The 14,028-nt window shown below is 67.8% G+C and carries 11 protein-coding genes; 3 read left to right on the plus strand and 8 right to left on the minus strand.

Features of this window, described 5'->3' with window-relative positions:
• The first annotated feature begins 5 nt into the window (after positions 1-5).
• Positions 6-1,142, plus strand: coding sequence for an efflux RND transporter periplasmic adaptor subunit (locus BW991_RS03015; RefSeq protein WP_076600973.1), 1,137 nt, complete (start codon positions 6-8; stop codon positions 1,140-1,142).
• Positions 1,139-4,240 carry an efflux RND transporter permease subunit gene (locus BW991_RS03020; RefSeq protein WP_076600623.1) on the plus strand — a complete coding sequence of 1,034 codons (3,102 nt, stop codon included), beginning with the start codon at positions 1,139-1,141 and terminating at the stop codon, positions 4,238-4,240. Before BW991_RS03015 ends, BW991_RS03020 begins: the two co-directional genes overlap by 4 nt.
• Before the next feature lie 92 nt (positions 4,241-4,332).
• On the opposite strand, the gene BW991_RS03025 is transcribed toward BW991_RS03020, so the two are convergent.
• The 6 genes from BW991_RS03025 to BW991_RS03050 form a co-directional block, all read right to left on the minus strand.
• Positions 4,333-4,977, minus strand: coding sequence for a LysE family translocator (locus tag BW991_RS03025; protein WP_244551590.1), 645 nt, complete (start codon positions 4,975-4,977; stop codon positions 4,333-4,335).
• Positions 4,974-7,766, minus strand: coding sequence for an AAA family ATPase (locus BW991_RS03030; protein WP_076600624.1), 2,793 nt, complete (start codon positions 7,764-7,766; stop codon positions 4,974-4,976). Before BW991_RS03030 ends, BW991_RS03025 begins: the two co-directional genes overlap by 4 nt.
• Positions 7,766-8,473, minus strand: a complete 708-nt coding sequence (locus BW991_RS03035; protein ID WP_076600625.1) for a hypothetical protein — start codon at positions 8,471-8,473, stop codon at positions 7,766-7,768. Before BW991_RS03035 ends, BW991_RS03030 begins: the two co-directional genes overlap by 1 nt.
• Positions 8,473-9,780 (minus strand): hypothetical protein, encoded by a 1,308-nt coding sequence (locus BW991_RS03040; RefSeq protein ID WP_076600626.1) that lies wholly within the window; start codon positions 9,778-9,780, stop codon positions 8,473-8,475. Before BW991_RS03040 ends, BW991_RS03035 begins: the two co-directional genes overlap by 1 nt.
• Before the next feature lie 21 nt (positions 9,781-9,801).
• Positions 9,802-10,906, minus strand: a protein-coding gene (gene prfB, locus BW991_RS03045) for a peptide chain release factor 2 (protein ID WP_139335888.1) whose coding sequence is annotated in 2 segments (ribosomal slippage) — positions 9,802-10,824 and positions 10,826-10,906 — 1,104 coding nt in all. Because the reading frame shifts where the segments join, the coding sequence is not laid out codon by codon here.
• A 144-nt stretch (positions 10,907-11,050) separates the two neighbouring features.
• Complete coding sequence (locus tag BW991_RS03050) at positions 11,051-11,728, minus strand: OmpW/AlkL family protein (protein ID WP_076600627.1); 678 nt, start codon at positions 11,726-11,728, stop codon at positions 11,051-11,053.
• Positions 11,729-12,111: 383 nt separating this feature from the next.
• On the opposite strand from BW991_RS03050, the gene BW991_RS03055 reads away from it, so the two are divergent.
• Positions 12,112-12,606: a GNAT family N-acetyltransferase gene (locus BW991_RS03055; protein WP_084204936.1), complete on the plus strand. Its 495-nt coding sequence runs from the start codon at positions 12,112-12,114 to the stop codon at positions 12,604-12,606.
• Between the two features lie 58 nt (positions 12,607-12,664).
• Here the strand turns inward: BW991_RS03055 and BW991_RS03060 are convergent, their stop codons facing one another.
• Together BW991_RS03060 and BW991_RS03065 are read right to left on the minus strand one after the other, a co-directional pair.
• Positions 12,665-13,339: a TIGR04282 family arsenosugar biosynthesis glycosyltransferase gene (locus BW991_RS03060; RefSeq protein ID WP_076600628.1), complete on the minus strand. Its 675-nt coding sequence runs from the start codon at positions 13,337-13,339 to the stop codon at positions 12,665-12,667.
• Complete coding sequence (locus BW991_RS03065) at positions 13,336-14,010, minus strand: TIGR04283 family arsenosugar biosynthesis glycosyltransferase (protein ID WP_244551591.1); 675 nt, start codon at positions 14,008-14,010, stop codon at positions 13,336-13,338. The genes BW991_RS03060 and BW991_RS03065 overlap by 4 nt, the downstream gene beginning before the upstream one ends.
• Positions 14,011-14,028: the final 18 nt, after the last annotated feature.

Below are 14,028 nucleotides of genomic sequence, written 5' to 3' on the forward strand. Positions count from 1 at the left end.
TCGCCATGCTTGAGAGCCGTACTCTTCCCTTCCTCGCCGTCGTCGGTCTGTTGCCCTTAGCCCTGGCAGCATGCAGCGACGCCACTTCTTCAGTCGATCCGCGGACGCAGATTCCCCTGGTGCGCGTGGGGGCCATACAGCCCGCCGTCGAGGCCGAGCGTTCATTCACCGGCATCGTTGCGGCGCGGGTACAGAGCGACCTGGGTTTCCGCGTTCCCGGCAAGGTCCTGGAGCGCCTGGTCGATACCGGGCAGGCCGTCAAGCGCGGCCAGCCGCTCATGCGCATCGACCCCACCGACTTGAGGCTCGCCACGCGCGCCTTTGAGGAGGCCGTTGCCGCCGCCACGGCGCGCGCGCGCCAGACCGCGGAGGACGAGGCGAGATACCGCGATCTTGTCTCGGCGGGTGCGGTGTCGGCCTCCGCCTACGACAAGATCAAGGCCGCCGCCGAGTCGGCACGGGCGGAGCTCAAGGGGGCCCAGGCCCAGGCCGACGTTGCGCGCAACGAAACCGGCTACACGGTCCTGCTCGCCGACGCGGACGGCGTGGTGGTGGAGACCCTGGCGGAGCCGGGACAGGTCCTCGGCGCCGGTCAGGTGGTCGTCCGTGTGGCGCATGCCGGACGCCGCGAAGCGGTCGTCGAGCTCCCCGAAACCCTGCGCCCGGCGGTCGGCTCCGCCGGCCGCGCGACCCTGTATGGCAACGGGCTCACGGGCGCCGCGAAACTGCGCCAGTTGTCGGACGCCGCCAACCCGCAGACGCGCACCTTCGAGGCGCGCTACGTGCTGGAGGGCCGCCTGGCGGACGCGCCGCTGGGCTCGACCATCTCGATCCACATCCCCCGGGACCGCTCCGTGCCGGCGCTGCAGGTCCCGATCGGCGCGCTCTTCGATCCGGGCAAAGGGCCCGGCGTATGGCTGGTCGAAGGAGAAGGGGTCGAAGGGCAGGGGCCGCGGGTCACCTGGCGCGCCGTGCAGCTGGCCGGCCTCAGTGACGACGCGGCCGCGGTCGTTGGTGGACTCAAGGCGGGTGATCGCGTGGTCGTGCTCGGCGCGCATCTGCTGCACGAAGGCGAGCCGGTACGACTGGCTGACCACGAAGCCGCGCAAAGTGTGGCCCTCAAGAACGGGGGACAGCAATGAGTGCGTTCAACCTCTCCGCCCTCGCCGTGCGCGAGCGCCCGGTCACCCTGTTCCTGATGCTGGCGATCTTCGTCGCCGGGGTCGTCGCCTTCCTGACGCTGGGCCGGGCGGAGGACCCCGCCTTCACCGTCAAGCAGATGACCGTGGTCACCGCCTGGCCCGGGGCCACGGCCAAGGAGATGGAAGAACTGGTCGCCGAGCCCCTGGAAAAGCGCATGCAGGAACTGCGCTGGCATGACCGCACCGAGACTTTTACGCGACCGGGCCTGGCCTTCACCACCGTGTACCTGCTCGACAGCACGCCGCCCCGCGACGTCCCCGACGAGTTCTATCAGGCGCGCAAGAAGCTCGGCGACGAGGCGCTCAAGCTGCCGCGGGGCGTCATCGGCCCGATGGTGAACGACGAATACGCCGACGTGACCTTTGCGCTCTATGCCTTGAAAGCGAAGGGCGAGCCGCACCGGCACCTGGTGCGCGACGCGGAGAGCATGCGCCAGCGCCTGCTTCACGTGCCGGGCGTCAAGAAGGTGAACATCATCGGCGAGCAGGCCGAAAGGATCTTCGTCGAGTTCTCCCATGACCGCCTTGCGACCCTGGGCGTCTCCCCTCGCGACCTCTTCGCCGCGCTGAACGGGCGCAACGTCATGACGCCCGCCGGCTCGATCGAAGCCAAGGGCCCGCAGGTCTTCATCCGGCTGGACGGGGCGATCGACGACCTGGAGGCGATCCGCAACACGCCGGTCGCGGCGCGGGGTCGGACGCTGAAGCTCGGCGACGTCGCCGAGGTGAAGCGGGGCTACGAGGATCCGGCGACCTTCCTCATCCGCAACAACGGCGAACCGGCCTTGCTGCTCGGCGTGGTGATGCGCGAGGGCTGGAACGGCCTCGATCTCGGCCAGGCGCTGGAGGCGGAAGCGGCGGCGATCAACGCCGAGATGCCGCTCGGCATGAGCCTGTCCAAGGTCACGGACCAGTCGGTCAATATCCGCTCGGCCGTCGACGAGTTCATGGTGAAGTTCTGCGTCGCCCTCGGCGTGGTCATGCTGGTGGGCTTCCTCAGCATGGGATGGCGCGCCGGCATCGTGGTCTCGGCAGCGGTTCCCCTGACCCTGGCCGCGGTCTTCGTGGTCATGGCGGCGACCGGCAAGAACTTCGACCGGATCACGCTCGGCTCCCTGATCCTGGCCCTGGGGCTGCTGGTCGACGACGCGATCATCGCCATCGAGATGATGGTGGTGAAGATGGAGGAAGGCTACGACCGCATCCGCGCGGCGGCCTATGCCTGGAGCCACACCGCCGCGCCCATGCTCGCCGGGACCCTGGTGACGGCGATCGGCTTCATGCCGAACGGCTTCGCCAAGTCGACCGCCGGTGAGTATGCGGGCAATCTGTTCTGGATCGTCGGTATTGCGCTGATCGCGTCGTGGATCGTCGCCGTCGTGTTCACGCCCTACCTGGGGGTGAAGCTGCTCCCGAACTACCCGCAGCGCGAGGGCGCGCACGAGGCCCTCTACGCCACCCCGCACTACGAGCGCTTCCGCCGCCTGCTGGGTGGCGTGATCCGGCGCAAGTGGCTGGTCGCGGCGGGTGTGATCGCTGCCTTCGCCGTCGCGGTCCTGGGCATGGGCGTGGTCAACAAGCAGTTCTTTCCGACTTCCGATCGCCCCGAAGTGCTGGTCGAAGTCCAGATGCCGTATGGCACCTCGATCCAGCAGACGAGCGCGGCGGCCGCCAAGGTCGAAGCGTGGCTCGCCGGGCAGCCGGAAGCGAAGATCGTCACGGCCTACGTCGGGCAGGGCGCGCCGCGCTTCTACCTCGCCATGGCGCCGGAACTGCCCGATCCCTCGTTCGCGAAGATCGTCGTCCTGACGGACGACCAGGCGGCCCGTAAGGCGCTCAAGCTCAGGCTGCGGCAGGCGGTGGCCGACGGTCTGGCGCCGGAGGCGCGCGTGCGGGTGACCCAGTTGGTGTTCGGCCCGTACTCGCCCTTCCCCGTGGCCTTCCGTGTGATGGGGCCCGACCCCGACACGCTGCGCGACATCGCGGCGGAAGTTCGCACCGTCATGCAGGCCTCGTCGCAGATGCGAACGGTCAATACCGACTGGGGCGAGCGCGTGCCGACGCTGCGTTTCGCGCTCGACCAGGACCGGCTGCAGAGCCTCGGCCTGAGCTCCAGCGACGTGGCCCAACAGCTTCAGTTCCTGTTGAGCGGCATCCCCATTACCGAGGTGCGCGAGGACATCCGTTCGGTGCAGGTCGCCGCCCGCTCGGCCGGAAACACGCGGCTCGATCCGGCCAGGATCGGCGATTTCACCCTGGTCGGCGCGGTCGGCCAGCGGATTCCACTGTCGCAGGTCGGCGCCGTGGACGTCCGCATGGAAGACCCGATCCTGCGCCGCCGCGATCGCACGCCGACGATCACCGTGCGCGGAGACATCGCCGAGGGCTTGCAGCCGCCGGACGTATCCACCGCCGTATTCCAGGAGCTTCAGCCCATTATCGCCAGGCTGCCGGCCGGCTACCGGATCGAAGAGGGCGGTTCCATCGAGGAATCCGGCAAGGCGAATCGCGCCTTGGCGCCGATCTTCCCCATCATGATCGCTTTGACGCTGATCACGATCATCTTCCAGGTGCGGTCGATCTCCGCGATGGCGATGGTGTTCGCCAGTGCGCCGCTGGGCTTGATCGGGGTCGTGCCCACGCTGCTTGCGTTCAACCAGCCGTTCGGCATCAACGCGCTCGTCGGACTGATCGCGCTGTCCGGCATCCTGATGCGCAACACGCTCATCCTGATCGGTCAGATTCGCGACAACGAAAAGGAGGGATTGGCGCCCTTCGACGCCGTGGTCGAGGCCACCGTGCAGCGCGCGCGTCCGGTCATCCTGACCGCGCTCGCCGCCATCCTGGCGTTCATACCCCTCACGCAGTCGGTGTTCTGGGGAACGCTGGCCTATACCTTGATCGGTGGGACCTTCGCCGGGACGGCTCTGACCCTGGTGTTCCTGCCGGCGTTGTACGCGATCTGGTTCAAGATCAGGCCGGCGGCGAGGGATGGGCAAGCCGTTCCTGCGATGCGAACGGAAGCTGTCACGGCCTAGCAGAAGCGTTTACGCAGACCGCACCGAGGGGCATCCGTTGTGCGGCGGTGCGGCCGGAACGGTTCGGCTGAGCCGGTCGCGTCAAGCGCCGTTCAGGATTGGGTCGCAGCGAGCCGCGCGCCGAAACCGAGCAACAGCACTCCGGTGATGCCGTCGAGAATGCGACTGACGCGAGGGCGGGCGAGCAGGGTGCGGGCGCGTTCGACCATGAGCGCGAGCAGGCCCTGCCAGACCGTCGCGATGGCGAAATGCATCGCGGCCATCGCGAGCGACTGCAGCAGTGCCGAGTGGGCCGGATCGATGAACTGCGGCAGGAAGGCCATGTAGAAGATGATGGGCTTGGGGTTGAGCACGTTCGACAACAGGCCTTCGCGCAGCGAGGTCGCTGCCGGCACCACACCGGCGCGTTGCACCGAAATCTGCATTCCGCGCGCGTGCCACGCGGAGCGCAGGCTCTGGATGCCCAGCCAGGCGAGGTAGACAGCCCCGGCAATCTTCATCGCGGCAAACAACGTTGCCGAACTGAGCAGGATGACCGAGAGACCCAGCGCCGAGACGGTGGCGTGCGCGAACAGTCCGAGGCAGATGCCGAGGCTGGTGAGCAGCCCGTCGCGCAGTCCGCCGCGGGCCGCGTTGCGGATCACCAGCAGGGAGTCGACACCCGGCGACATGGTGAGCGCGGTGATGGCGATGAGGAAGGGGAGCCAGGGGAAGTGCTCGAACATTTCCACGCTCATGCGATGGCGCGCGCCAGCACGCCGATGGTCGGCGCCCACTCCTCGCCGGGTTTTTTCTTGCGCGTGACCAGCGTGAGTTGCGCTGGGGCGAAGACGTTGGCGTTGTGGGTGACCGGCGTGGTGATGAGGTACTGCGCGCGCGTGGCGCGCAGGAAGGTGCCGACACGGTCGATGTTGGCGACGTCGAGGTGGGCGAAGGGTTCGTCGATGAAGACGAAGCCGCCGGGGCGCGCGTCGTCCATCAGCAGCGCGATCAGCAGGATCAGGGACTTCATCACCTGCTGGCCGCCGGAGGCTTCGCCGTCGTTGAGGCCGACGGCGCCCTTGCGGTCGAAGTCGAAGCGCACTTCGAGTCCGGCGTGGCCGAGCGAGAGGTCGTCGTTGCCCAGCGCGGGGGCGGGGCAATCCACGCCGACGCCGGCGAGTTCGCCGAGCGCCTTGAGGTTCTTGCCGTACTGGCGCACGGTGGCCCGCAGTTTGGCGATGTAGGCGGAGCGCGCCTCTTCGGTGAGCCGGCGGGCGGTCGCGCAATAGCCTTGGCGCTCCTGGAAGTCGCGTTCGCGCTGGGCGACGTCGGCCTTGAGGCGTTCCGACAGGGTGATGACCGTCGGATCCTTGACCCAGTCGCCTTCGTCGAGGCGCGCGCGCAGGCGGTCGCGCTCGCGCCTTGCTGCGGCGGCGTTTTCGTAGCGTTCGGCCAGCAGCGCGATCTCGGCGGGGTCGCGCCAGTGCGCGGGCATGCCGCGGCGCAGGGAGCGCAGGCGCTGGATGCGCTGCGCCTGGGCGTGGCGGCGCGGTGCGGCGCCGGTTTCGAGCTCGGTGATGCGGCTGTCGATGGCGCGCAGCTCGCGGTTGCGCCGGTCGATCTCGATGACGACTCCGTTGATGCGGCCGCCGAGTTCGTCCAGCGCCCCCTGCGCGTCGGCTCGCTGCGCGATGGCCGCGGTGAGCGCGGCACGGGCGGCGGGCAGGGCGGCTTCGGCCTCGGCGTAGGTTTCGGCCTTTGCGGCAAGCAGCTGTGCGGATTGCAGGCCCAGCAGGCGCTGGCGCAGGGTGGTGAGTTCGTCGGCAGCCTTGGCGACCCGGGGACGCAGGTGCTGGAGCTGGCGATCGAGCCCGGCGATGTCCTCTTCGAGTTGGGTGATGCGCGCCTGGCGGGCGAGTTCACCGAAGTGGAATTCGGCGGGGCGACCCAGGTGGCGGGCGCCGCGCCGCTCGCGGTGGTAGGCGTCGCGGGTGATCCATTCGACCTCGCGCGGCAGGTCGCGGGCCGCGTCGACACTGTCGACGCGGCGGATGCGGTTGAGCAGATCTGCCAGCCAGCGCGGGGCCGGGGCCGAGAAGCGCGCGACCTCGGCGAGGCTGCGGGCGACTGCGGGCGGGGCCTCCTCGCGCTCCGGCACCACGAAGTGGCGGAAGCGTTCGCGCTCGCCGAGCGCCCACGCGGCATGGCGGTCGGACTCGCGCTCGAGGAGGATGACGTGGCGGTAGGGGCGCAGCACGGCTTCGAGCGCAGCCTGCCAGGTCGCGTCGGTGACCTCGATGACCTCGGCAAGGCCGCAGTGGGCGATGCCTTCGGCGTCCAGCACGGCACGGAAGCGGGCGACCTCGGGGTCTGACGGCGGCCCGGAGCGGCTCTTGGCATTGCGCAGCGAAGTGGTCTTGTCCTCGAATTCGGCGACGAGGGTGCGCTCGCGCGCCTTCATTTCACGCAGCGCGGCTTCGGCCGATTCGTGCTGCGCCTCGAGCGCGACGGCGTCGGCGCCGTGCTCGGCGGCGAGTTGGGCACGCAGGTTGTCGCGCTCGGTAATGAGCTTCTCGAGATCGCGCACCGCGTCGTGCGCTTCGAGGTGGGTCGTCCCGGCCGCGTCGAGTTCCGCGCGCAGCGTGGTGCGCCGGCTTTCCGCTTCCGCCTTTTCGGCCTGTACCGCGTCCAGTCGCTGGCGGGCGGCGCGGCGCTCGGTTTGCCTGAGCGCGTATTCACCACGCTGGCGGGCAAGCTCGCCACGCTCGGCGGCAACGTCGCGTGCGAGCTCGGCGGCCTCCAGGCGCGGGACGATCTCGGCCTCGAGCGCGTGCGTCTCGTCAGCGAGCTGTTTCCACTGCAGGTAGTTGTCGGCTTCGAGGCGCCGTCCCTCGGCCTGTGCACGCAGGCGGTCGAGGTCGAGGCTGAGGTCGCCGAGTTCGCGCTCGGCGCTCTTCTGTTCCTCGCGTGCCGCCTGGTAGTTGTCGAGCACCTCCTTGTCGCCGAAGACGTCGAAGACGAGCTCGAGCAGCGCGCGCGGGGAGTATTCGCACAGCTTGTCGGTGTCGCCCTGTTCGAGCGCGAGCACCTTCGAGATTGCGGGCGTGAGTCCGCCCCAGGCGAGCCGGTTCTGGTAGTCGCGCAGGCCGATCCAGTCTTCGGTCTGCTCCAGCGCCTCGATGGGCTGGTCGCCGTCGATGATGGCGTAATCGCGCGTCCATTCGCCACCCGCACGGCGGATGCGGCAGGCGAGGGTGACTTCGTCGTGCAGGCAGGGGAAGAACGGACGGCGGCCGGACGTGCCGGGCTTGTTCGCGACGACGGCGCGGATCCACGCAAAGCTGCGTTCGGCGCGGCGTACGTAGCGGCGGAAGTCGCGCTTGCCGGAGCAGCGCAGCGCGAACAGGGTGCGCAGGGCGTCGAGCAGCGTCGTCTTGCCCGAGCCGTTGGGGCCGACGATGGTGATGATCTGTGCGTCCAGTGGCAGCGTGAACCGGCGCCAGTAGTCCCAGTGGACGAGTTCCAGTTGCTTGATGTGGAACATCAGGCGTCTTCCTCTTGGTCATCGACGTCGGGCAGGACTTCGGCCGCCTCGAAGGCGTTGGCCGCGGGAACGGCGTGTCCTGCGTTCTTCAGCACATCGGCGAGCGTGCCGTGGATGATGCGGTCGGCAAGCACACGATAGTCGAGCGCGACGTCGAGCAGGGGCCCTTCGTACAGCACGCCGTTGCGCCGCTCGATGAAGCCCAGGCGCGCGAGTTTGCCGAGCATGAAGTTCTTGACCTTGGTCTTGCCGCCCAGCAGCGGGCCGAAGTCGGCAATGAGCGACGCTTCCGTGAGTCCGCCGGAGACCGTGTCGCCGTGGACGACCGGTTTTTCGGCGCCGAACATGTCGCCCTGGCCGTCGTCGGCCAGTTCGCGCCGGGTCACCTGGCGCTCGCGTTTGGGCAGGATGATCAGCGACCAGACGACGACGAGCAGCGCGACCTCGTCGCGCGTGAGCCCGACGTTGCTTGCGGCGTATTCGCGCCTTGCGCCGAACACCGGCTCGAGCATTTCCGGGGTGAGCACGGCGGCAACGTGGCCGGCGTAGGGGTTGTCCTGGAGCTGCAGTCCGACGGCTGCGAGGCGGTGGTCGAGTTCCACGCGGAAGGTTTCGTCGACCAGCGCGCGGCGCACGAGCCGATCGTTGCGCGGAAGCCAGCGGTGGGCGAGCAGGCGCGCGGTGAGGGTCTTGAGTTCGTGTTCCATCAGGCGTCCATGAGGGGGCGCGCGTTCGCGGATTCGGGCGCTGCGGAGGCCTCCTGGCGGGGGATCACCCGGCCTTCGGACATGGCAGCGATCTCGTCTTCGCCGACCGGTACGAGCGTATCGCCGAAGTGGACATCCACGGGAAGGCGCATGAAGTCGCCCACCGGGCCGTCGGCGGGGCCTGCGGACTCGCCGTCGGCGAGCAGTGCCAGGAGCGACAGGCGGTAGGAGGCGGGCGCAAAGCCGCCGCCGGCCACCACGGAGTGCAGCGGGGCGGAGGCCGGCAGGGTGTCGAGCCGCCGTGCAAAGTGTTCGAGGAGCGCGAGATCGTCCTGCTCGGGCGCCGCGTTTACGGCGGCGGCGTCCGGGGGCGGCAGTGCGGTGTCGGTTTCGCTGGCGCGGACCTCGTCGGAGAGCACGCTTTCGGCGCGGTCGATGAGCTCGTGGCCGCCCGCGAGCAGCGGCACCTCGGGCACCACGAGGAGAGCTCCCTCGGCGAAAGCGGCGAAGGTGGCGGCGTCGAGGCCGCGCAGCCACGCCGCAACGTCGGACGAGGAGATGCCCGATGCGCCCAGGGTGACGCGCTGCGCCTCGATCTTGTTGAGCGCACGCTGGAAACTCGCGTCGGCGCGTGCGAGCCTGGACTGGGCGAGGCCGATGCGCTGTGCGATGCGCGCGATTTCGAAGTCGACTTCGGGGTCGGCCAGCAGGCCCTTGAGAATCTCGGTGCCGCGCCCGAGCCAGCGTTCGTTGGCGGAAAGGCGGCGACGTGCGCCGAGGATCTGGAACTCCGAACCAGAGGCGATCGCCTCCTCGAAGTGCCAGGTGAGGTCGTTGAGTTTGGAGAGCAGGTGGCCGAGCGCTTCGGGCGTGACGCTGCCGACCGCCTGCAGGCCGGCGAGCTGGGCGGTGAGGAAACCCAGTTCCGCGTCCTCTTCGGCCGAGAAGCGCAGCAGCATGGCGATGGCCGCCACGGCGTTGCGGCCGAGGTCCGAGAGGTGGTAATTGCCGTCGTCCGCATAGGCGAGCAGCTGGTTGTCGCGCAGGCGCTTCAGGACGGTTTCGAGCTTCACCGGGTCGAGGTAGGTGAAGCGCGCGCGCAGGGCGTCGGGCGACCAGCGCGGCGCTTCCGCCTCCTGACCGATCTCGCGCAGCACCAGCAGGCGCAGCATGACCTCCGCCTCGGAGCCGCGGAACAGCGTGATGAAGGCGTCGATCAGCGGTCGCGCCGCGGCGAGCGGCGCGAGTTCGGGCACGTCATCCGCGGCAACGCCGGGGGCGAGGAAATCGACGAGCTCAGGCGTCATGCGTGCGCGCGGGCAGGGCGCTTACACACCCTGCTTGAGGCTCGCCGCGATGAAGTCGTCCAGGTCGCCGTCGAGCACGGCCTGGGTGTTGCCGACTTCGTAGTTGGTGCGCAGGTCCTTGATGCGCGACTGGTCGAGCACGTAGGAACGGATCTGGTGGCCCCAGCCGATGTCGCTCTTGGAGTCTTCCAGCTTCTGCTGCTCGGCCTGGCGCTTGCGCAGCTCCAGTTCGTACAGGCGCGCCTTCAGCATGGACATCGCTTCGGCCTTGTTCTTGTGCTGCGAGCGGTCGTTCTGGCATTGCACGACGACGCCGGTGGGCTCGTGCGTGATGCGCACCGCGGAGTCCGTCTTGTTGATGTGCTGGCCGCCGGCGCCGGACGCGCGGTAGGTGTCGATGCGCAGGTCGGCCGGATTGATGTCGATCTCGATCGAGTCGTCGACTTCCGGATATACGAACACCGACGAGAAGCTGGTATGACGGCGCGCGTTGGAGTCGAACGGACTCTTGCGCACGAGGCGGTGGATGCCCGTTTCGGTGCGCAGGAAACCGTAGGCGTAGTCCCCGCTGACCTTGATCGTGGCGCCCTTGATGCCGGCGACTTCGCCCTCGGACTCTTCCATGAGCTCGACCGCGAAACCCTTGCGCTCGCAGTAGCGCAGGTACATGCGCTCGAGCATGCCTGCCCAGTCCTGGGCTTCGGTGCCGCCGGCGCCGGCCTGGATTTCGATGAAGCAGGAATTCGGATCCATCGGATTCGAGAACATCCGGCGGAATTCGAGTGCGTGCACCTTCGCTTCGAGCGGGGCGAGGTCGCCTTCGACGGCGCTCAGGGTGTCCTCGTCGTCCTCGGCCTGAGCGAGTTCGAACAGGTCCTTGAGGTCGATGGACGATTGCTCGATGTCGCGCAGGTTGACGACGATATCGTCGAGCTGACGTTTTTCCTTGCCGAGTTCCTGAGCCTTCTCGGCATTGTTCCAGACGGCCGGATCTTCCAGCGCGCGGGTTACTTCTTCGAGCTTCGACGCCTTTTCGTCGTAGTCAAAGATACCTCCGAAGTTCGCGACCGCGGGCCTGCAGGTCGTCGAGTTTCTGGGAAATGGCGTTGATGCGTTCGGCTTCCATGGCGGGGCTCCGGGCGATTCTGGGAAACCGATAAGTATACCCCGATCGGATCGCGCCGCGCTTGCCCCGGGGCGAGGTCTTTCGGGCGATGCCAAAACAACGGCGACCCGCGGGTCGCCGTTGTGTGTGCCGGGGAGGGTCGTATCAGAACTTGTAGCCGATGCCGACCATGTACACCCACGGATCGATCTCGACACTGACCTTGACCTTCCCGAGCACGGGGTGCCGGGCGGTGGCGTGACTGTCGATGCCGATACGCCACACGGCCGCGTTCAGGACAACCCGGTCGGTCAGCATGTAGTCGATGCCGGCCTGCAGGGCGAGCCCCCACGAGTCCTCGCGATCGAGGTGGGAAAAGCCCTGGGCCTTGCGCCCGTCTGTCAGGTCTTCATTGAAGAAGGTGGTGTAGTTGATGCCGGCGCCGACATACGGCTGCCACTTCGAGCTGGAATCCAGGGGGAAGTACTGCAGCGTAACGGTCGGCGGCAGTTGCTCGATGGTGGCGAGCTTGCCGTTGAGGCCTGCGGGCAGCCCCTTGACGCTGACGCTGTGCTTGAACGGGGTGGCGGCGAGCAGTTCGACGCCGACGTGATCGGTCAGCATGTAACCGAACGTCAGGCCGAGCTGGGTGTCGTCGCTCACCGTGGCATTGGATCCTGCGATCTTGCCGGTGGCGCTGGACGAGACGTCGGACCCGCCCATTTCCGGGGCTACCCGCGCCGCACCCGCGCGGACGACGAAGTCTCCCGCCTTGTAGGCGTGTGCAAAGGGGCTTGCAGTGCCCAGGGCGAGCATGGAGGCGATGACGAGCGATTTTTTCATGAGCTACTCCTCTTGCATGACGCGAATGAATTGTGGGGCATATTACCCACTTTTCAGGCGTGGCTATGTGCATTGCACAAAAATTTCACTCATGTTTGACGAAAGTCAAAAGAAACCCATGATGCCAGTGTGGGATGTATCCATCCGGGGTCGAGGCAGGTTGTCAGCGGGTTTCCGGCCGGCTCCGAGACGAGCGACATCTGTTGCTTGAAGATCCGGTCGTCCCGTTCGTTCACTGCAGGGCGGAAATGTGCCCGCTTTTGTTGCAGTGCCTCAAAGAGAAACGGTTCTACGGATGCAGCCGGAACTCAGCTCTCGAAGCAGGAGCGAGCCGCCGCGGTATGATGGCGCACCGCCCGAAACGAACGCCCGAGAAAATACACGTGTCCGTCGAAGTCATTCGTGCCGATTATCACGACCCCGTTCATGCAAATGCCATTATCGAGTTGCTGGACGCCTATGCGCGCGACCCGATGGGCGGCGGCGAGGCGTTGCCTGCCGAGGTCAAGGAAAGGGTCGTGCGCGAGCTTGCGCGCCTGCCGCATGCGTTCAGCCTGATCGCCTACGCGGATGGCGTCGCGGTAGGGCTGGCGAATTGCTTCGAAGCGTTTTCCACCTTCGCCGCAAGGCCGTTGATCAACATCCACGATTTCGTCGTTCTCGCGGAATACCGCGGACGTGGGGTGAGCCAGGATCTTTTGGAGGCGGTGGAAGCCGCGGCCAGGGAGCGGGGATGCTGCAAGATCACGCTGGAGGTGCTCAGCGGGAATGAAGCGGCGCGGGCGGCATATGCGAAGTTCGGTTTTCGCGATTACACGCTCGACGTGCGCGCAGGCAGTGCGCTGTTCTGGCAGAAGCCGCTCGGGAATCACGACTAACCGAGCGATCGCTCGCGGCGGTTTGCGGTGCGCGCGCCCGCGTACCCGGATCAGCCGATCATCGACGCTTCCGTTCGTTCGCCGGCGGCGTATGCAGGGTGGAGGAACGGGAAAGTCCCATTGCGTCCTGCCAGTCTGCCGGCAGCCACGCGAGATCGGCCGGTTCATCGATGTCGTGCAGGGGGCGCGCCGTGCTTGCGTGCCAGCCCAGTCGGCCGATCCGGCACAGGGTTTCGAAGGCCACGCCGTCAGTACTCCAGGGCATGTGTTCGAACAGACTGGTGTGGAAGCGACGGAGTGCGAGCAGCGCGTAGCCGCCATCGACGGTCGGAACGATCGCGGCATCGTGATGTGCGAGCGCCGCTGCGGCGTCGCGCAGGTGTTGCGCCGTCAGGCCGGGGCAGTCGGTGCCGATCAGGATCACTTCTTCGCCGGCGTCGGTCGCTCGCGAAGCAGCACGCGCCATGCGCATGCCGAGATCGCCGTCGCCCTGTGCGCTCCACGCGAGGCGCTCGGGCAAGCCGAGCGTCGTCCAGACCGGGTCCGCGGGGGACGGCGTTACACAGAGTTCGACCGGCCCCACATCCGCATGCAAGGCTGTGTGCGCGGCATGTTCCAGCATGCGCCTGGCCAGTCGCGCCGTGCCGTCCCGTCCGAGCGCGGGAATCAGGCGTGTCTTCGCGAATCCGCCGATCGGTGCCTTCGCGATGATGACGATCCGGGCGCGCCTCACCGGTAGGCCTCGGCCAGTTCGCGTGCCGGCCGGCCACGCCAGTACGCCCAACGCAAGCGCCACATCAGGAAGATCGTGCGCCACACGCCGCGGCTCTCCCAGCGTCGGCCGGACGTGGCAACCCGGCTGCCGAGGCACGCCGGGCGCGAGCGACTGCGCAGGCGACGGGAGATTTCGATGTCCTCCATGAGGGGTTGATCGGGAAAGCCCCCGACCGCGTCGTATGCGTCGCGGGTCATGAAGATTGCCTGATCGCCGGTTGCGATGCCGGTCAGGCGGGAACGCCAGTTCATCATCGTGGCGACCACGCGCAGCATGACGGGAGTGCCGACGATCGTGACGTCGAAGCGCCCCCACTCGTAGCCGGAATCCAGGTGCGCCGCGATGCGGGGCAGGGCGTCTGGTGGAAGTTCGGTGTCCGCATGCAGGAAGATCAGCACGTCCCCCGTCGATCGGGCAGCGCCCGCGTTCATCTGGGCCGCACGCCCGCGCGCGCTCCGGATGACCCTGAAGCCCGCTTGTTCGGCCAGTCGGACGGTATCGTCGGCACTTCCGCCATCGACGATCACGATTTCCACGCTTCGCTGCGCCAGGGGGCCGAGCTGCGCGGCCAGCCGTGGCAGGTTTGCCGCTTCGTTCAGCACCGGTATGACGATGGTAAAGCTCATCATGCTTGCTTCCTCGATGGT

Source organism: Aromatoleum tolulyticum, assembly GCF_900156155.1.
In the GTDB taxonomy this organism is placed as follows: Bacteria; Pseudomonadota; Gammaproteobacteria; order Burkholderiales; family Rhodocyclaceae; genus Aromatoleum; species Aromatoleum tolulyticum.